Origin of the sequence: Tamaricihabitans halophyticus, from assembly GCF_004340875.1 — a bacterium.
In the GTDB taxonomy this organism is placed as follows: Bacteria; Actinomycetota; Actinomycetes; order Mycobacteriales; family Pseudonocardiaceae; genus Tamaricihabitans; species Tamaricihabitans halophyticus.
The window spans coordinates 1,079,386-1,097,042 of sequence record NZ_SLXQ01000001.1; the positions used below are offsets into that span (position 1 = coordinate 1,079,386).

At 67.4% G+C, this 17,657-nt stretch carries 18 protein-coding genes; 9 read left to right on the forward strand and 9 right to left on the reverse strand.

What is annotated here, in order from left to right:
- Positions 1 to 54: 54 nt before the first annotated feature.
- Complete coding sequence (locus EV191_RS05190) at positions 55 to 339, reverse strand: hypothetical protein (protein WP_207894390.1); 285 nt, start codon at positions 337 to 339, stop codon at positions 55 to 57.
- A 116-nt stretch (positions 340 to 455) separates the two neighbouring features.
- Between EV191_RS05190 and EV191_RS05195 the strand changes: the two genes are divergently transcribed.
- Positions 456 to 623 carry a hypothetical protein gene (locus EV191_RS05195; RefSeq protein WP_243658751.1) on the forward strand — a complete coding sequence of 56 codons (168 nt, stop codon included), beginning with the start codon at positions 456 to 458 and terminating at the stop codon, positions 621 to 623.
- Between the two features lie 115 nt (positions 624 to 738).
- Complete coding sequence (locus tag EV191_RS05200; protein ID WP_132875615.1) at positions 739 to 1,077, forward strand: DUF3024 domain-containing protein; 339 nt, start codon at positions 739 to 741, stop codon at positions 1,075 to 1,077.
- A 20-nt stretch (positions 1,078 to 1,097) separates the two neighbouring features.
- Here EV191_RS05200 and EV191_RS05205 read toward each other — a convergent pair whose 3' ends face one another.
- On the reverse strand, positions 1,098 to 1,412 hold the full coding sequence (locus tag EV191_RS05205; protein WP_132875616.1) for a nucleotide pyrophosphohydrolase: 315 nt from the start codon (positions 1,410 to 1,412) through the stop codon (positions 1,098 to 1,100).
- 239 nt (positions 1,413 to 1,651) lie between these two features.
- Between EV191_RS05205 and EV191_RS05210 the strand changes: the two genes are divergently transcribed.
- Together EV191_RS05210 and EV191_RS05215 are read left to right on the forward strand one after the other, a co-directional pair.
- Positions 1,652 to 4,627, forward strand: a complete 2,976-nt coding sequence (locus EV191_RS05210) for an AfsR/SARP family transcriptional regulator (protein WP_132875617.1) — start codon at positions 1,652 to 1,654, stop codon at positions 4,625 to 4,627.
- 136 nt (positions 4,628 to 4,763) lie between these two features.
- Positions 4,764 to 5,945 (forward strand): peptidoglycan-binding protein, encoded by a 1,182-nt coding sequence (locus EV191_RS05215; RefSeq protein WP_132875618.1) that lies wholly within the window; start codon positions 4,764 to 4,766, stop codon positions 5,943 to 5,945.
- On the opposite strand, the gene EV191_RS05220 is transcribed toward EV191_RS05215, so the two are convergent.
- Positions 5,946 to 7,208 carry a glycosyltransferase gene (locus EV191_RS05220; RefSeq protein WP_132875619.1) on the reverse strand — a complete coding sequence of 421 codons (1,263 nt, stop codon included), beginning with the start codon at positions 7,206 to 7,208 and terminating at the stop codon, positions 5,946 to 5,948. It lies immediately after the preceding gene.
- A gap of 79 nt (positions 7,209 to 7,287) precedes the next feature.
- On the opposite strand from EV191_RS05220, the gene EV191_RS05225 reads away from it, so the two are divergent.
- Positions 7,288 to 8,424, forward strand: coding sequence for an AbrB family transcriptional regulator (locus EV191_RS05225; RefSeq protein WP_132875620.1), 1,137 nt, complete (start codon positions 7,288 to 7,290; stop codon positions 8,422 to 8,424).
- Positions 8,424 to 9,155, forward strand: a complete 732-nt coding sequence (locus tag EV191_RS05230) for an SDR family NAD(P)-dependent oxidoreductase (RefSeq protein ID WP_132875621.1) — start codon at positions 8,424 to 8,426, stop codon at positions 9,153 to 9,155. Before EV191_RS05225 ends, EV191_RS05230 begins: the two co-directional genes overlap by 1 nt.
- A 31-nt stretch (positions 9,156 to 9,186) precedes the next feature.
- Here the strand turns inward: EV191_RS05230 and EV191_RS05235 are convergent, their stop codons facing one another.
- Positions 9,187 to 9,954, reverse strand: a complete 768-nt coding sequence (locus tag EV191_RS05235) for an ABC transporter permease (RefSeq protein WP_243658752.1) — start codon at positions 9,952 to 9,954, stop codon at positions 9,187 to 9,189.
- Between the two features lie 13 nt (positions 9,955 to 9,967).
- Positions 9,968 to 10,888 (reverse strand): ABC transporter ATP-binding protein, encoded by a 921-nt coding sequence (locus tag EV191_RS05240; RefSeq protein ID WP_132875623.1) that lies wholly within the window; start codon positions 10,886 to 10,888, stop codon positions 9,968 to 9,970.
- Between the two features lie 142 nt (positions 10,889 to 11,030).
- Between EV191_RS05240 and EV191_RS05245 the strand changes: the two genes are divergently transcribed.
- From EV191_RS05245 to EV191_RS05255, 3 genes are all read left to right on the forward strand, one after another.
- Positions 11,031 to 12,146, forward strand: a complete 1,116-nt coding sequence (locus tag EV191_RS05245) for a sensor histidine kinase (protein ID WP_132875624.1) — start codon at positions 11,031 to 11,033, stop codon at positions 12,144 to 12,146.
- A 14-nt stretch (positions 12,147 to 12,160) separates the two neighbouring features.
- Positions 12,161 to 12,802 (forward strand): response regulator, encoded by a 642-nt coding sequence (locus EV191_RS05250; RefSeq protein ID WP_243658753.1) that lies wholly within the window; start codon positions 12,161 to 12,163, stop codon positions 12,800 to 12,802.
- 61 nt (positions 12,803 to 12,863) lie between these two features.
- Complete coding sequence (locus tag EV191_RS05255) at positions 12,864 to 13,847, forward strand: NAD-dependent epimerase/dehydratase family protein (RefSeq protein WP_132875626.1); 984 nt, start codon at positions 12,864 to 12,866, stop codon at positions 13,845 to 13,847.
- Positions 13,848 to 13,877: 30 nt separating this feature from the next.
- Here the strand turns inward: EV191_RS05255 and EV191_RS05260 are convergent, their stop codons facing one another.
- The 4 genes from EV191_RS05260 to EV191_RS05280 all read right to left on the reverse strand — a co-directional run bounded on the left by EV191_RS05260 (position 13,878) and on the right by EV191_RS05280 (position 17,541).
- A complete protein-coding gene (locus EV191_RS05260) occupies positions 13,878 to 14,555 on the reverse strand; it encodes a hypothetical protein (protein ID WP_165912766.1) in 678 nt (225 codons plus the stop codon).
- Positions 14,556 to 14,698: 143 nt separating this feature from the next.
- The gene (locus EV191_RS05270) at positions 14,699 to 15,160 is read right to left on the reverse strand and encodes an Rv0361 family membrane protein (RefSeq protein WP_165912767.1); all 462 of its coding nucleotides are present in this window, start codon (positions 15,158 to 15,160) and stop codon (positions 14,699 to 14,701) included.
- A 240-nt stretch (positions 15,161 to 15,400) separates the two neighbouring features.
- On the reverse strand, positions 15,401 to 16,531 hold the full coding sequence (locus EV191_RS05275; protein WP_165912825.1) for a DUF1015 family protein: 1,131 nt from the start codon (positions 16,529 to 16,531) through the stop codon (positions 15,401 to 15,403).
- A complete protein-coding gene (locus EV191_RS05280) occupies positions 16,528 to 17,541 on the reverse strand; it encodes an NAD(P)-dependent oxidoreductase (RefSeq protein WP_132875630.1) in 1,014 nt (337 codons plus the stop codon). The genes EV191_RS05275 and EV191_RS05280 overlap by 4 nt, the downstream gene beginning before the upstream one ends.
- Between the last annotated feature and the right edge of the window lie 116 nt (positions 17,542 to 17,657).

Consider the following 17,657-nt stretch of genomic DNA (forward strand, 5'->3'; position numbering starts at 1 on the left):
CAGCGTAATGAAACTTAAGCGGCGTTAGGTGTCATTAGAACCGCCCATCGGAAGTTAAGTATCAATGCGCACCGAAGACTCCGACTTGCCAGCGTCGCTATCTTCCAATCGCCGAAAGTCGACGTTCTCCCGACGTTCCTCCTCGTCAGGGCGACGAATCTGGGCAAGGTGAAGAGCCGAGGTGACGTCCTCGCCCCGATCAAACCGCTCGTCAAACTCGCTGGCCGCATAGAAGATCACGTTAACGACGGGGAGCCAGAGGCCGCTTGGCACGGTTAGCCCACGGGTCGGCGCGCCGGGGCTGCCGTGTCGCGGGAGCGCGAGCAGTTCGGTGATCACCTCGACCGGATCACTCCGTGACCGCGTTCTTTAAGGTTAGCGAGGTCGGCTAGTGGGCTGCCGTGCTTCGCCAAACCACAATCTTTAGGGATCTTGCGACCGAGGGAGGCTTCGTGATGACCGCGTCAGAACGCCGACCGTCGGATGAGGATCGACGTGCGGCTCAGTACGCCGCGCTGGAGGCGACGGCGACCGACGACGACGAGGACCTCGACACGGTGTTGGCAAGGATGCGCGAGGCCCGCAAAGAAATCGCACGCCGTCAGCGGTCCGGCTCGACGTAGTCTGAGCACGCTCCGTGAGCGCGTTCTTTAGGGTTAGCGAGGTCGGGCTGGCGGGCGGCACAATTCGATCAGGCAAGATACCGTCAGCGGGAACCAGGCCGGCGCATGGAGCGATATGACCCGAATCCCGGAACTCGTCATGAAGCAGGTTGAGCGGTGGTGTACCAACCGCGTGCCCGACCGGCTGCGCGAGGAGCTGCGCGTGACCTGCAAAAGGCGCGGGAACTCGATCACGATCGTGGAACAGCGTGCGCCAGCCACCGCCGAGCTCGGCGAGGACTGGTCCGAGCAGAAAGTCGCCCAGCTGCGCCTCGCCGAGGACGGTAACTGGTCGCTGCACTGGGCCGACCGCAACGGCCGGTGGCGCAACCTCTCCGGCGGGCCACGCGACGAAACGATCGCGCCGCTACTCGACGAGATCGACCGCAACCCGGACGGCGTCTTCTGGGGTTGAGCCTTCTGGGGTTGAGCGAGCTAACGGGCCGGAAACCGGTGCTCGTTGCGGTCGATCTTCGCGTTGGCCGCGGCCAACAAGTCCACCCCGAGCATGTCCGCCAGCCGCACCAGGTACAGCGTCACGTCGGCCAACTCATCGTGAATCTCCGCGGCCAGCTTCGGATCGTCCAACGCCGCCGCCGACTCCTCCGGGGTCAGCCACTGAAACAACGCGATCAGTTCGCCGACCTCCCCGGAAAGCGCCATCGCCAGGTTCTTCGGCGTGTGGTACTGCTCCCAGTCTCGCGCATCGGCAAAGTCCCGCAAGCGATTGCGCAGCTCGTCAAGTGTCACGAAGAGCTAGTATCCGGGTCCGCTCCCCACCTCCACCAACACGGCCGAACTTGGCAACAGTGCCAGGTCAGCGAACCAACCAACTCGCCATGATCGTGTGAATCCTTTTCGAACTAGTCAATCGATTAGTCACCAGATCTTGATTTCTGCGCCAAGAAACACGATGCTGACCCGAATGCGCGAGCAAACCCCGCGCAACGGAGTAATCGGATACTCAGCAACAGCAGGTGACGGGCCCCGTGCGGTACAGCATCCTCGGCTCCATGCTCGTCGACGGCGCGCCCGTCGACCCCAGACAGGTGCGCACGGTACTTGCCGTCCTGCTCAGCCAGGCCAACCAGCCAGTCACCACCCAGACCATCGCCGGTGAACTCTGGCGCGGCAGTAAACCCGAGTCCAGCGCCGCCGTGCTCCAGGGCAGGGTCTCCACGCTGCGCAAACTACTCTGCCCGGACCTGCCTGCCCGGTCCTCCGCACACGTACTGCGCACCCGGCACGGCTGCTACACCCTGCACGTCACCGAGGGTGAACTCGACGCCACGGAATTCCTCCGGCTGGCCGATGCCGGCGAAGCCGCGGCCTCCGCCGGCGACCCGGAAACCGCGAGCACACAGCTGCACGCCGCGCTCGAACTCTGGCGCGGCCCAGCGCTACAGGACGTCGGCGACGGGCCCGTGCTGCTCAGCTACGCGAGCATGCTCGAACAGCGCCGGATCACCGCCGAGGAAAGCCTGTTCGCCGCCGATATCGCCCGAGGTGACCTGAACTACGCGATCAGTGGTCTCACCGAACGGCTGAACCAGGACGCGACCCAGGAAAACTTCGCCGCACTGCTGATCGAGGCGCTGGTTGCCGCAGGGCGCAGCCGCGCGGCACGCGAAACCCTTGACGCCACCCGAAGCGCGCTACGCGCCGCTGACCTGCCGATCGGCCGGCGACTGCACACCGCGGCGGAACGGCTCCGCGCGGAGTCCACCCCGCTGGCGAGCCTCACCCCGGAACATTCCGCGCCGGCCCAGGTGCCCGCGCGGCTAGCCGACTTCACCGGTCGGGAGCAGCTACTCGCCCGCATCCATACCGAACTCACCGGTCCCGGCCCGCGAATCGTGGCGCTGAGCGGGCCGGGCGGCGTCGGCAAGAGCACCGCGGCGATCCAGGCCGCACACCACCTCCGGCACGAGTTCCCGGACGGTCAGCTGGTCGCGGAACTGGCCACCGAGCCAGGCAAGCCGTCCGAGGTACTGCGCCGCTTCCTGCTCGCCATCGGCATCAGCGCGGAGGCGATCCCACACGATTTCGTGGAACGGCGACAGCTGTGGCTCAGCCGTACCGCCGATACCCAGCTGCTGATCCTGCTGGATGACGCGCGGGACGAGGCACAGATCCGCGCGCTGCTGCCATCCGGCAATGCCTGCGGCGTACTGGTGACCTCCCGCCGGCGCATCCTCGGCCTTTCCGGCGCGAGCTCGATCCAGGTCGACGCCTTCGCGGAACCCGAAGCCAGCCAGCTACTCGCGAATATCGTCGGTGAAGGACGGCTCGCCGCCGAACCCGTCGCGGCCAGCCAATTACTCGCCCGCTGCGCTGGCCTACCGCTCGCGGTCCGCATCGTCGGGGCCAAGCTCGCCGCCCGCCCGCACGAAACCCTCAGCGAACTGCTCGCCAGGATCCGCGCGGCCCGTTCCCAGCTTGCCGAGCTACGCGCCGGCGATCTCGACGTGTACGCCACCATCGAGCTCAGCTACACCGAATGCGCCGAACCCACCCGCGCGACGCTGCGCCACCTCGGTGGACTACACCTGCCTTCGATCACCCGAACCACCGTTGCCGTCCTACTCGGACTGGACGACGCGGCAGGCGCGGAGGCGACCGAGGCACTGGTCGACGCCCAACTGCTCAACGTCGCCGGCAGGGACGCGCACGGCCAGGTGCGCTACAACCTGCACGATCTGATCGCCGAATTCGCCGCCGAACAGGCAAGCAGGGACACCGCGGAACTGGACGCGGGGCTGCGCCGGCTCATCGAGCACTACCTGGCCACCGCAAGGCAGGCGCACCAGATCCACGATCCCGCGCAGTGGTGGACCACCGAGGGCGGCAATGTGCTCGCCGTGGTCCGCGCCGCACTGCGCCGCGAGTGGTGGCAGCTGGGCTGGCAACTTGCCAACGCGGTTGCCGAACTCGCCAACGTCTGCCCCGGTTCGGCCGACTCGCGCAACCTGACCGTGCTCGCGCTCTGGGCCGCACGGCATCGCGCGGACGCGCACGCCGAAGCGGTCAGCCTACGCAGGCTCGGCGAACGACACTGGAACCAGCTGAAGACGCCGAGCGCGGTGCGCTACCTGACCACGGCCGCGCGCCGGTTCCAGGACCTCGACCAACCCGGCGAGCTTGCCCGTACCCTTGCGCTCGAAGCCGATGTGCTCGCCGAGACCGGGCGGGTCGGCGAAGCACGGGAACGCCTGCAGCGAGCGATCAAGGCCGCCGAGGAAGCAGGGGACAACTGCGCGCATGCGACCGCGCTGGACGGGATGGCCGGCCTGCTCTCCGATGCCTGCGAATTCGACTCCGCGGAGGCCTGTTTCACCACCGCGCTGCGGCTGGCGAGCGCCGCGCACGACCAGCGAGCCACGATCGCGATCCGGAAACGGCACGCGGATATGTTGCGCCGGGTCGGGCGTGGCGACGATGCGGCCGAGCTGCTGCATCGCGCGCTTGCCGACGCCCGCGCCACCGGTGACCGGCACTGGGAGGCGCACGTCCTGCGCAGCCTCGGTGAACTACAGCGATTCACCGGGGATATCGCCGCCGCACGGGAAAACCTGACCCGCTCGCTCGAGCTGTTCACCGAACACGGGCATCGGCACGCGACCGCGTACTCGCTGCGCAGCCTCGGTGATCTGCACGCCCAGCTACACGAGTACCCGGAGGCCGACGAAGCGCTCTCCCGCGGTTGGGAGATCTTCGAGGCGCTGCGCGATCGCCGCGGCCAGGCCTACACCCTGCGCAGTATCGGTGCGCTGCGGGTGCGTACCGGGTGTCTCGCCGAGGCCGAAGCGGCGCTGTCGCGGGCCCAGCGCATCGTCGATGAACTTTCCCTGCGCTGGCACAGCCAGGACGTCAGCAAGGCATTGGCGCAGACGCGGCATTGGTCACGCGCGGCCGGCTCGACGACTGCCCCAGCCAGACCGCTGACGGCCGGTCAGCCCAGATAATTTCCAAACCAGCGGTCAACGAGCTCCGCAATGGTGCTTATTTTCCAATCCTGTCGAGACTTTGCCGATTTCTTGCGGTACTTATAGCCCATTGGGCACGACAACCAGCCGCAACGAACGAAAGGCAGGGGAGCTCATGCGTAAAGCGCTGGCCGGACTGGCCGCCGGCGTACTACTCGCCGGCGCGGTGGCCGCGTTCACCGGGCCGCAGGCGGGCACCGCCGCTGCCGCACCAACCCCGCAACCAACCGCAAGTTCGAGTAGTGCCGCACCGCCAAGCGCAAGCGAGCTGAGCGACGCGGTTGCCGACTGCACGGAACAGGTATCCAACGGCAAGTACGCCGAACGCTCCGGCCAGGAGCGCACGATTCCCATTTGCGCCACCGGAAACGCGGTGCACTGGCGCTCCGGGATGACCATCGTCTGCGACGGCCAGGCCACCGACAAATGCAACAGCTCAACCGATCCGTGGTGGCAGGAAGGCACCGCATGGCCGCAGTCGGACGGGAAACCGCTGAACGCGGAGAAACTACCGTTCGTTGTCGTGCCGATCAGCAGCTCGATCTGGGACCACGCCGACTCGGAGATCACCGGCGGCACCGTGGTCGCCGCGGTGTACAAGGACAAGGTCGCCTACGCCGTGGTCGGCGATCGCGGTCCGGATGACGCGATCGGCGAGGGCTCCTACGCCCTGGCGGAAGCCCTTGGCATCGACCCCGACCCGGCCAGCGGCGGCGTCGCCGGCAAGGTCGTCGACTACATCGCCTTCCCCCGGGTGGAATCGAGCCCCATCGAGGACAACGCGGATGCGGTGGCCAAGGGTGAGGAAGCGGCCGCGGACCTGGTCGCCGGCCGGATCGGCTGCATCAGCGCCCAGCTTGGCTTCACCAACTACGACGAGTTGAGTGACGGCGCGAACGGCAACAAGGTACGGGCGGCACAGTGCCTCCTGCGTACGGCTGGTGCCGACGACGGCCAGGAGGCACCGAGTGGCGAGTACGACAAGGCGACCGCGGACGCGGTGACCAAGTTCCAGGAGCAGGTCGGCCTGGATGCCACCGGCAAGGTCGATTCGAAGACCTGGACCGCGCTGCTGTCCTTCGGTGACACGCCACAGGTGGGTAGCGGCGCCAGCGGCGAAGCGGTGGGCCGCGTGCAGCGCGCCCTGAACGCGGCCATCTCCGCCGGGATCGACACGGACCGCCAGTTCGGCTCGAAGACCGCCGAAGCGGTCAAGGAGTACCAGTCCAAGCAGGGCCTGGACGCCGACGGCATTGTCGGCAAATCCACCTGGGAGGCGCTACAGGCCGGTAAGTAGTCACCGCACGAGCAGTCGGGCGGCCACCGCCGCCCCATCCGTGGACATCCAACCTGCTACGGCCCTTGCCTGGACACGCGTTTCCGGGTCAAGGGCCGTACGCAGTTCGCGGGACAGTGACTCGACCGTTGACGGCTGGCCAGGATGCGCCGCGCCAATCCCCAGTTCGGCCACTCGCCGCGCCCAGTGCGGCTGGTCGGCTATCTGCGGAAGCACCACCTGGGGCGCGCCGGCCAGCGCCGCCGTCGTGGTGGTGCCCGCGCCGCCGTGGTGCACCACCGCCGCGGCGCGCGGGAACAGTGCCTGCTGGTTGACCTCGCCGACCACGAAACAGTCGGCTTTCGCGTCGGACGGTGCCAGCTCGGCCCAACCGCGCGCCAGCACCAGGCGACGGCCGTGCGCGCGGGCCGCCTCGATCGCCACACCGGCGAGATCGGGCGAGGAACGCATCGCCATACTGCCGAAGCCCACGTAAACCGGTGGGTCGCCGGCGTCAAGGAACTCCACCAGCTCGGGCGGCAACGGGCGCTCGTCCGGCCGGATCCAGGCACCGGTTTGCACCAGGTCCAGTTCGGTGCTGTCCTGCCAAGAGCCGAGGATCGGGTCGGCGGCCAGCAACGGCCGGTCACCAAGAGCCCCGTCCGCAAGAGCCCCGTCCGCAAGAGCCCGGTCACCAAAAGCCCCATCGCCAAAGACGTAATCCCGTACATTCTCGACTGCTGGCAGACCGATCGCCGTCCGGTGGCTGTTCAGCGCATCCCGGTACAGGTCGTTGACCCGCCTGGCGTCGTGATCCCACAGCACCTTCGGGTCGGTCTCACCAGCTGGCAGTGGCTGACCCGGTCGCTCGCCGGGGCGGAAATGCCGGGACGGCAGGCCGAACGGGTGGAAGCAGGCGAACACGTAGCGGATACCCAGTTTCTCCGCGACCGACCGTGCCCCCGCCGGCATCAACCCGGTCGCCAGCAGCACATCGCAGTCCGCTGCCGCGGCGCCGAGCGTGCTGAATCGTGCCGCGACCAGTTCCGCGGCCAGCCGGAACGCGTCCTGTGTGGTCGGCCGCGTCTTGCCTGCCGTCACCGAACGCACCGCCGGTCCGAGTGGCACAAAAGGTATCCCGAGTTCGGTGAACAGTGCCGCGAACTCCGCATCCGGCGGCGCGCATACCCGTACCTGTGCGCCGAGTTCACGGATTCCCAGCGCGAGCCCGGCAAGCGGTTCCACGTCGCCGCGCGAGCCCCAAGTGGACAGTAGTACTCGCATTTCTTCGCACCCCCGTTTCCGTAGGCCGGTTATCTTCCGACAGGACCCGGGTCTTGCCGCAAGCCCAGGGGTGCGCTATATGTTGAAAGTGGCAGGGGGTACTCCGCGCGCGGCAGACGCTGGCGCCAGGGGTCGATCGTTGTTCGCTATCGAACTGTTGATCGCTGGGATTTCCGGCGGCGCGCTGTTCGCGGTGACCGGCCAAGAGGTGATCTGGCTACTCGGCGGCGTGTTCGGTGGCTGGCTTGCCTGCCGGATCGCACTCGCCCGAGGGAGGCCTGCCGCGCCGAGCCCCGGCGCCCGGAAAAGCGGTCAGGTTCTGGTCGGTGCCGCGATCGGCCCAAGTATCGCGAGCCAAACACTGCACATCTCGGCTGGTCAGCTCGTCCTGCTCGGCACGGCGGTGCTCGCCGTACTGCTCTGCTCGATTCTGGTTGCCCGGGTGTACTACGCGGCGAGTCCGGTCGACGGGGTCACCGCGGGCATGGCCACCCTGCCGGGCGGAATCGGCATCATGCCCGCCGTCGCGGCCGAATACGGCAAGCCAGTCGGACTGGTGGCGATCGTGCAGTCCTTCCGGATGACCCTGGTCGTCGCGCTCGTCCTGGTTGCGCACGAAATATGGTCCACTTCGGACAGTTCAACGACTGGCGAGCGCGCTGGCAACGCGCTGCTGCCTGCCGGCCTGCCCGGCTGGGGCTATGTGGCCGGTCTGTTGCTCGGCGCGGTTTGCGCCGCCTGGCTCGCCGGCAAGCTGCGGATTCCGGTCCCCACACTGCTCGGCCCGCTACTGTTCGGTTGCGGGCTCGCGCTCGGCTTGCGCGCGCTCGGCGTAGACGCGGACCTGCTCACCGCCCCATTCCTGCAGGAGATCATCGGTCAGGGCCTGCTCGGCCTGACTGTTGGCGAGTACCTGGCGCAGCGCTACTGGGGCAGTGCGGCCGCACTCTCCGGCGGGATCGTCGGCGTGCTGGCCAGTTGCGCCCTTGCCATCGGCATCGCACTGGGGCTGGCCGCGATCGGACCGTGGCCGTTCCTGACCACCTTGCTGATGGTCGCACCTGGCGGGGCGCCAGAGATGGCGATGATCGCCGCCGCGACCGGCGGTGAACTCGCGCTGGTGCTTGCCGCGCAGACCGGTCGGCAGGTACTGGTAAACCTGCTGATACCGCTGTGGATCAACGTGTTCAACCGGTTCGACCAAGGGAGAAACTGATGCAGGCTCGTGGCGTCGCGATCATTACCGGAGCCAGCCGGAATATCGGTAGGGCGATCGCATTGGCCCTTGCCGTCGACGGCTACCATCTCGGACTGCTCGCCAGGAAGGATCAGCAAGCGCTGGATGAGGTCGCCGAAGAGGCACGAAGCCAGGGCGTTGATGTCCATACTGGACTCGTTGATGTTCGCGATGGTGCCGCGGTGCACGCCGCGATCGCCGAGGTGCGGGACCGGTTCGGCCAGATCGACGTGCTGGTGAACAACGCGGCGGTACGCAGGGAAACCCCGTTCGAGCAGATTACCGAGCAGGAGTGGCGAGAGATCCTGGATATCGTGCTGGATGGCGCGTTTCACGGTAGCGCCGCGGTGCTACCTGGCATGCGGGAAGCCGGCGGTGGTCGGATCGTGAACATCGCCGGAGTCACCGGCCAGAGCGGCGCGGCGCGGCGCGCGCATGTGGTGACCGCCAAGGCCGGGTTGATCGGTCTGACCAAGGCGCTGGCCTCCGAGTACGCCGAACACGGCGTCACGGTGAACGCCGTCTCCCCCGGGTTGATCGACACAACTCGCGCCGAGGTGCCCGCCCATCACCAGAGCAAGCACATCCCGGTCGGCCGACCTGGTGCTCCCGGGGAGATCGCCGCCGCAGTGCGGTACCTGATCTCCCCGGAAGCAGCCTTCGTGACCGGCCATACCCTCAACATCAACGGCGGGATCTACCTCGGCTGACCCCGCTAAAGAACGCGATCACGGGGAGTGCTCACGTCCAGCGGAACAGCTTCGCGGCGAGTGCACCGGCGAGCAGCGTCGTACCAGCGAGCACCCCAAGATGCAGCGCATCCGGTGCCACCCCCATCCAGGTGGCGCTCAACGCCTCCACTCCGGCGCCGTACGGCAGGTATTCACCCACGGTCGCCAGTGCGTCCGGCAACGCGTCCCGTCCACCGAAGCCGCCGCCGAGCGCCAGCAGCGCGAAGAACAGCACGAGTCCAATCGCGACGGCCGAGTTGGTCGTCGGCGCGATCGCCGCGACCAGCATGCCGAGCGCGTACATCGCGACGGAGATCAGCAAGAACACCCCGATCGCACCGAGGATATTGCGCGGCATCGACACATCAAAGGCCGCCCTTGCCAGCACCAGTGCCATGATCAGACCGCAGATCGCCTGGATCATGCTCACCACGACCTGCGCGACCAGGACCTGGATCGGATGCGCCGGAGTCACCGCCAGCCGTCGCAGCACTCCCGTCTTGCGGTACGCGGCGAGGAAAGACGGCATGTTCACCACGCCGATCACGGCGATCATCATCACCAGCGTGAGGGGGACGACGTAGGCATCGAGCGGCGGTAGGCCGTTGAACGCCGGCACACCCTCGCCATCAGCACCGAGCCCGTTCATCACCATGATCAGCATCGGCAACCCGAGCGGCACGATCAGCCCCGCGGTATCCCGTGCCACGAGCTTCCCCTCGGTGCCGACCATCATCGCCCAGGATCGCAAACCGGGCCTTGCTGCTTCGATCTGCATTGTGCTATCCCCTTTAGACATTCTCGTGGGCATCCATCGCGCGCCCGGTGAACGCGAGAAACGCGTCGTCCAATGTGGCGTGTTCGACCCGCGTCTCGGTCGCGGCGATACCGTGGTTGGCCAGTTCGGTGCTCACCACGCGGAGCAGGTCACCGGTGCCGAAAACCACCATCTCGCCCCGCTCGGCGCGCACCTCGGACACCTCGCCCAGCCGCTCGAGCACCGCCGTGTCGAACGACTCGCTGGTCCGGAAGCGCACGCGCTGCTGCGCACCGGCGGCGGCGATCAGCCCACCCGGGGTATCCAGCGCGACCACCTTGCCGCGATCGAGAATCGCGATCCGGTCACATAGCCGCTGTGCCTCGGCCATGAAGTGGGTAACCAGCAACACCGTCACCCCGGTCGCCCTGATCTGCTCGATCAGCTCCCAGGTGTCCTCCCGTGCCCTCGGGTCCAGCCCGGTAGTCAGCTCGTCGAGGATGGCGATGCGCGGTTTGCCGACCAGCGCGAGCGCGATCGCCAACCGCTGCGCCTGCCCACCAGAAAGGTCTTCGAACGCGGTGTTTCGCTTCTCGGTCAACCGCAGATCGTCCAGCAGCCGATCGATATCGGCACCGTCCCGGTAGAACGACCGGTACAGCGCAAGCGCCTCGCGCACCCGCAACTTCTCCGGCAGCATCCCCTTTTGCAGCTGGACGCCGAGCACCTGGCGTAGCTTGGCGCGCTCCCGGTGCGGGTCCAAGCCGAGCACCCGAACGTGTCCAGCATCGGGAACCCGCAAGCCTTCCAGGCATTCCACCGTGGTCGTCTTACCCGCGCCGTTCGGCCCAAGGATGCCGAAGATCTCCCCTTGCGCAACGTCGAAACTGACGTCATCCACAACCACCGTGTCGTCGTACTGCTTGCGCAAGCCGTCGACTTCGAGTACCGCCATAGATCCCTCCTGCACCTGCGATGTCCCCAGTACGGCCAACGCTAGTGAGCGCACGGCGCCATGTCGGGTGCCGGAAGTCATGACTCGCACCCATGACTTCCGGCACGGGTAGCCAGTAAGCAGGGACACGTAGGCTGTCGCTATGTCGCGTTTGGAACGTTGGGGACTTACGAGCTTGTTCGCGGTCTACCTGCTCGTCGGCGTTCCCGTGCTGCTGAACCAGCTGGACGGTGGCGACCTCACCGTCGGCCCGAACTGGCTGTGGTGGCTCGCCTACGTCGGCTACCTGGTGATCCTGCTCGCTACCTTCGTGCTGAACGAACACTCGTGGGCCAAGCCACTCCCGCTGGTCGGTGCGCTGAGCGCGACCGCGATGGCCGTGGTGTTCCTCGCCCCGAGTGCGGGCTGGACGGCGATCCTGCTGGTGTTCACCACGGCGGCCGCCGCGCATGTGGTCTCGGTACGGGCGACCATGGCGCTGCTCGTGCTGCACAGTGTCGCGGTGCTGGCCTCCGCTATGCTCGTTGGCGCGCAGTTCGGCGAAGCGGCACTCGGCGGGATGATCTACGCCATGCTGCAGGGCTGCTCGGTGTGGGCCGTCTACAACGAGCTGCGCGCGAACGCCGCATCGGAGCGGCTCGCGGTGACCAACACCGAGCTGCGCGCGGCCACCGCGCTGCTCGCTGAATCCAGCCGGTCTACCGAACGGCTGCGGATCGCGCGGGAGCTACACGATGTGGTTGGCCACCAGCTCACCGCGCTGGCGCTGGAACTCGAGGTGGCCGCGCATAAGAGCACCCCGCCAGCCAGTGAACACGTGCAGCGGGCGCGCGGCCTCGCCAAGGATCTACTGACCGATGTCCGCACGGCCGTTGGCGAGCTGCGCGAGCGCCCGCCGGATCTGCGCGAGGCGCTGGCCAGTATCGCCGCGGACCTGCCCCGCCCGAAGGTCCATCTGTCGATCGCGGAAACCGTGTCGCCGGACGAGGATCGCGTCGCCACGCTGATCCGCTGTGTACAGGAGATCGTGACGAACACGATTCGCCATTCCGATGCGAGGAACCTGTGGATCGAGATCGATGGCTCGGCCGCCGGCGAGCTCAAGCTCAGCGCGCGGGACGACGGTCAGGGCGCGGTGTTGCTGCGGCTCGGCAACGGTCTGACCGGGCTCACCGAACGCATCGAAGCGCTGCATGGCACGGTAGGATTTGACACCCGCTCCGGATTCCAGCTCAACGCGGAGGTTCCCGCACCGTGATCAAAGTGTGCATTGTGGACGATCAGACGCTGGTGCGGCAGGGAATCCGCAGCCTGCTCGAACTGTCCACGGACGTCGTGGTGGCCGCGGAGGCCGGCGACGGCGACGAGGCACTGGAGATCATCGCCACCGACCCACCGGATGTGCTGCTGCTCGATCTGCAAATGCCGGGCAGGGACGGTATCGCCACCCTGGAAGCGCTGCGCGAACGGCAGCTCGAACTGCCTACCCTGGTGCTCACCACGTTCGATGACGACGAGCTGGTGCTCGGCGCGGTGCGCGCGGGCGCGCATGGCTACCTGCTCAAGGACGTCACGCTGGACCAGCTGATCGGCGCGATCCGCACGCTGGCCGAGGGTGGCACGCTGGTACAGCCCGCGCTCACCGCACGCTTGCTCAGGGCCACCAGGCAACTTCGGCCGCCAAACACAGCGGAGGAACAGCAGGCGCAGCCGCTCACCGAGCGCGAGCAGGAAATCCTGCGGCTGCTCGCCGGCGGCTACGCGAACCGGGAGATCGCGGACGCGCTACACCTCGCGGAGGGCACGGTGAAAAACCACGTATCCAGCCTGCTCCTCAAACTCGGCGTACGGGATCGCACCCGGGCCGTGCTGCGCGCCCTGCACCTCGGCCTGCTCACCGAGAAAGCGCCGTAGAACCCGACCAGGCAAGTAATCGTTCGGCGCTCGCCCGATATGCGAGCTAGAGTGCCGATACGTGACTACCGAACGAATTCTGGTTACTGGAAGCGCTGGCCATCTTGGCGAGGCACTGGTTCGCGTGCTGCGTGCCCAAGGGCGCGACGTCGTCGGGATCGACCTGCTGGAGTCGCCGTACACCACGGCAACCGGTTCGATCGCCGATCCCGCGTTCGTCCGCGACTGCATGGCTGGGGTGACCGGCGTACTGCACACCGCTACGCTGCACAAGCCGCATGTGAGCTCGCACAGCCGACAGGCCTTTGTGGACACGAACATCACGGGCACGTTGACCTTGCTGGAAGCAGCTGTCGCCGCAGGCGTTTCCGGGTTCGTGTTCACCAGCAGCACCACCGCGTTCGGCAGAGCACTCACCCCGGGCGAAGGCGCACCAGCCACCTGGATTACCGAAGACGTCGTGCCGGTACCGAAGAACATCTACGGGGCGACCAAGACCGCGGCCGAGGACATCGGCGAGCTGTTTCACCGCGACCACGGGCTGCCGGTACTGGTATTACGCACCTCGCGCTTCTTTCCGGAGCTCGACGATCGCCCGGCCGTCCGGAATATCTACCCGGACGCGAATCTCAAGGCCAACGAGTTCCTTTACCGGCGGGTGGACATCGCGGACGCGGTGGACGCGCATCTGGTGGCGTTGGCACAGGCGCCACGGATCGGTTTCGGTCGCTATATCGTCAGCGCGACGACCCCGTTCGGCCTCGCGGATCTACCTGAGCTGCACGGCACGGCACCCGAGGTGGTCGCCAGGTACTTCCCCGACCAGCCGGATATCTACCAGCGACTCGGCTGGCAGATGTTTCCCAGCCTGGATCGCGTCTACGTCAACGAACGTGCCCGTACCGACCTCGGCTGGAGTCCGAAGTACGACTACCGGCATGTCCTGGACTGCGTCCGGTTGGGCGATGACCCGCGCAGCGAGCTGGCCAGGCAGGTCGGCGCCAAGGGGTATCACGCCGAGAAACATGACGTTTACACGACGTGATCCCCACGGTGGCGCCGGAAGGCGATCCGGTTAAGGGATGCCCTGCTGCACGATCGGCGGGTAGTTCTCCCAGCCGAACTGGGCGCACCAGCCATCCGGGAACTCATCGTTCTGCTTCAGCTGCAGTGGCAGTTCCTGCTCGGGACCGCCGGTGGGCGGCTTGCCGACCAGGACCACCGTCGCGGTGCCGGCGTCCTCATTGACGTTAGGCTCACTCTTGACCGAGTATTCGCCCGGCAGGGACCCGACGACCTGATTGAACGCCTCGGTTTCCTCCTGGTTCGGCTTCCGGCAGGTGAGTTCCGCGAGCGGGGCGGCCTTGTTCTCGCTGAAAGCCGTCGCAAGCTTGTCCGCGGCAGCCTTCGCGTCGCCACCCCCGCCACCGAGCAGCAGGATCAGTGCCGTCGCTCCGCCGCCAAGTACCACGACCGCGGCCACCACGATGCCGATGATCAGCCCGGTCTTCTTCTTCGGCGGTGGCCCTCCCATGGGTGGCCCGCCCATCGGCTGGCCCGGCGGAAACGGCCCACCAGGTGGTCCATACCCAGGGTCACCCGGCGGTTGCTGGCCGTACGGCGGTTGCCCTGGTGGCGGCTGCTGGCCGAACGGCTGCTGCCCAGGGGGCGGCTGCTGCCCGTATGGTTGCTGGCCGTACGGCGGCTGCCCCGGCGGGGGCTGGCCACCTGGCGGCTGCGGCGGGTAAGTCATGACGCCCCTTCGTGCTGTTCTGTTTCGCACGTTGAGCCTATCTCCGCCAGTCACGCCCGGCCCATCAGCTGATCCACGTCACAGGTCGGGTCGCCCGTTTCGTGTCCTTTCGCCCGGACTGAGTACTTGTGTCCGGGATCTGATTACGGGATGCCCTGCTGCTCCGCGAGCTTGGGGTAGACCTCCCAGGCGAACTGGGTGCACCAGCCGTCCGGGAACTCATCATTCCGGTTCAACCCGATTGCCGCCTGCTGCTTACCGCCTCCACCAGTCGGAAAGCTGAGCGTGATCGTCGCGGTGCCGGCATCCTCATCCACCTGCGGCTCGCCCACCAGCGAGTATCGGGCTTGGTCATACGCGGCGACCTGCTCCCACGCCTCGGATTCCGCGCTGGTTGGCTTGCGGCAGGTGAGCTCGCCGACCTGCGCGACGTTCCTCCCGTTGAGCGCGGTGACGAGCTTGTCCGCGGCAACGTGCACGTCGCCGCTTCCTCCGCCGCCGAGCAGCAGGATCAACGCCGTGGTGCCGCCGCCGAGCACCACGACCGCGGCCACCACGATGCCGATGATCAGCCCGGTCTTCTTCTTCGGCGGTGGCCCTCCCATGGGTGGCCCGCCTATCGGCTGGCCAGGCGGGAACGGCCCGCCGGGTGGCCCATAGCCTGGAGCGCCCGACGGCGGCTGGCCGAACGGCGGCTGCCCTGGCGGTGATGGCTGACCAAACGGCGGTTCCCTGGCGGCGGCCCGTATGGTTGCTGGCCGTACGGCGGTTGTCCCGAGCCTAACTCCGCGCGAGGCGTTCAGACCCATTCGATGGTCGCGCTGCCGGCTCGCTTGGCGCCAGGGTTAACCTGCGCTGAGTTCCCGGACGAACAGCCCCGCCGCCACCTTGGGGTCGAACCAGGTTGATTTCGCCGGCATCACCATGCCCGCATCCGAAACCGCCATCACCTGCTCGATGCTCGGCGCGTGCAGCAGGAAACCGATCGCGTCATGCGCGGCGCACCACCGCCCGGCCTCGGCGCTGTCGCCGCCGCCCGGCAGTAGCGTGAGCGCGCCGTGGGTATCCGCCCCGGTCACCCCGAACAGCGGGGCAAGGATGCCTTCATCCAGCACGACCACATCGAGCTCATCGCGAGGTGTTGCCGATTCGCGCGGCGGCCGCAACCACAGCCGGTACCACCGCCCGTCCAGATATACCGCGACGGCCCCTGGTGCCGGCGCCGCCGCCACGCATTCCTCGATCCGCGCCGTTCCCGGCAACGCGGCAAGCGCGGCGAGGATGTCCGGTGTGGACATTCCAGCCGGCCGGGTAACGCACCGGTGATACCCGAGAATCCGCATCTCCTCGCTGGGGAACAGCGCGGCCATCGTGTAGCCAGGCGTGGCGCGCCTGCTCGCATAGCGTTCCGCCGCGGCCATCCGATGGTGTCCATCCGCGATGTACAAGGCATCGATCTCGTCCAGCTCGCGCTGTACGGCATCAGCCAACCCAGCGTCGTGCCTGGTCCAGACCGAATGCGCCAGCCCGCCGGCGACTACGTGCACGTCCGGCTGACTGCTGGCCACCTCGGCAAGCAACCCGCGCAGCGTGGCCCGCGTCGGATGGGTCAGCGTGACCGGGACCTGCTCGATACCGGCCGCTTCGGTGTACTCATCGAGCCTTCGCTCCCGCTCCGGCTGAGTACTCTCGTGCCGCCGGATCCTACCCGCCCGGTAGTCCTCAATAGACACTTCGGCGATCACGCCGGTCTGCCAGTGCGCACCCGAACCAACCCGGTACACCACGACCGAGGGAACCGGTACTGAGGTATACGCACCGTCGGCGCAGAGCTGCCGCACCCGCTCCGGCGGTACCGGCTCGTGCACCGCGCCGGCGTAGTTCTGATTCGCCACGAACACCCGTGGCGGGCGTACCGCTATCCGCGGCGCGTCCACCGGTTGCCGCGCGGGCACCGCCGCGTGCGCGGTGCTCACGGCGCGCCGCCGGAACCGGCAGCAGCCAACTGGGCCGCGTCCAGCGCGGCCAGGTTGACGCAGTGTGGCGGTGCGCCCTGGGTGAACGCGCCGATCATCCGCACCACCTCGTCGGCGACCGCCTGCTGAGCCTGCTCGGTGGACGCTCCGATGTGGTGTGTTCCGTACACATTGGGATGCTTGGCAAGCCGGGACTCGATCTGACCCGTAGCTGTCCCCGGCTCATCCGCGTACACGTCCAGCCCGGCACGCACCCCCTTGGTTTCCATCGCCTCGATCAGCGCATCCTCGTCAACAAGTTCACCACGCGAGGTGTTCAGGATCAGCGCGCCAGCCGGCACCTTGGCAAGCAGGTCGCGGTTGATCAGCTGCCTGGTGTTCTCCGCCGCGGGCAGATGGAAGGAAAGCACATCGCAGGTGCGCGCCAGTTCGTCCAGATCGGACACGAACTCGATACCGGCGCCGGCCGCACGACGCGCGGATTCCGTGTCCCTTTCGGCTTTGGCCACCGCGTACACCTTGGCACCGAAGGCCGCGGCGCGCTCGGCGAAGGCCAGGCCGATCTGGCCAAGGCCAACCACGCCGATCCGTCGACCGAGAATGCCGTTCGCCCGCGAATAGCGCTTCTTGTCCCACCGCCCGGCACGCAGGTCAATCACGTTGTCCGGGATGTTGCGATCAAGCGCGAGCAGCAGGCCAAAGGTCAGCTCGGCGACGGCTACCGCGTTACGACCGGGCACATTGCACACATAGATGCCGCGCTCCGCGGCCGCCGCGCAGTCGATCGTGTTGGTGCCGGAGCCAGCGCGGATGATCAGCCGCAGGGATTCCGCCGTCTCGATCGTGGCCGCGGTGACCTTGGTACTGCGCACTACCAGTACGTCGTAGCCGGTCAGCCGCTCGGCAAGCTGGTCAGCGGTGGTGTCCGGCTGATACTCGTACTCATGCCCACCGTCGGCGAGCTCGGCGAGCGACGCGGCCGGGAAAGCGTCGGCGACAAGGATCCTCATCGGCAGCTCCCTTGCGGTTGGCGGGCGTACCCGTTGGGTACCCGGGACACGCCGAGGCGACACCGTGCGCGAAGGCTCGCCGGTTATCGCCAGGGGTTCCGGATCTGTTGCGTATT

What these genes read in the sequence shown, in the direction of transcription:
- EV191_RS05195 (WP_243658751.1), top strand. Translation starts at nt 456, where the DNA reads ATGACCGCGTCAGAACGCCGACCGTCGGATGAGGATCGACGTGCGGCT.
- EV191_RS05200 (WP_132875615.1), top strand. Translation starts at nt 739, where the DNA reads ATGACCCGAATCCCGGAACTCGTCATGAAGCAGGTTGAGCGGTGGTGT.
- EV191_RS05215 (WP_132875618.1), top strand. Translation starts at nt 4,764, where the DNA reads ATGCGTAAAGCGCTGGCCGGACTGGCCGCCGGCGTACTACTCGCCGGC.
- EV191_RS05220 (WP_132875619.1), bottom strand. Translation starts at nt 7,208, where the DNA reads ATGCGAGTACTACTGTCCACTTGGGGCTCGCGCGGCGACGTGGAACCG.
- EV191_RS05225 (WP_132875620.1), top strand. Translation starts at nt 7,288, where the DNA reads ATGTTGAAAGTGGCAGGGGGTACTCCGCGCGCGGCAGACGCTGGCGCC.
- EV191_RS05230 (WP_132875621.1), top strand. Translation starts at nt 8,424, where the DNA reads ATGCAGGCTCGTGGCGTCGCGATCATTACCGGAGCCAGCCGGAATATC.
- EV191_RS05235 (WP_243658752.1), bottom strand. Translation starts at nt 9,954, where the DNA reads ATGCAGATCGAAGCAGCAAGGCCCGGTTTGCGATCCTGGGCGATGATG.
- EV191_RS05240 (WP_132875623.1), bottom strand. Translation starts at nt 10,888, where the DNA reads ATGGCGGTACTCGAAGTCGACGGCTTGCGCAAGCAGTACGACGACACG.
- EV191_RS05245 (WP_132875624.1), top strand. Translation starts at nt 11,031, where the DNA reads ATGTCGCGTTTGGAACGTTGGGGACTTACGAGCTTGTTCGCGGTCTAC.
- EV191_RS05260 (WP_165912766.1), bottom strand. Translation starts at nt 14,555, where the DNA reads ATGACTTACCCGCCGCAGCCGCCAGGTGGCCAGCCCCCGCCGGGGCAG.
- EV191_RS05270 (WP_165912767.1), bottom strand. Translation starts at nt 15,160, where the DNA reads ATGGGAGGGCCACCGCCGAAGAAGAAGACCGGGCTGATCATCGGCATC.
- EV191_RS05280 (WP_132875630.1), bottom strand. Translation starts at nt 17,541, where the DNA reads ATGAGGATCCTTGTCGCCGACGCTTTCCCGGCCGCGTCGCTCGCCGAG.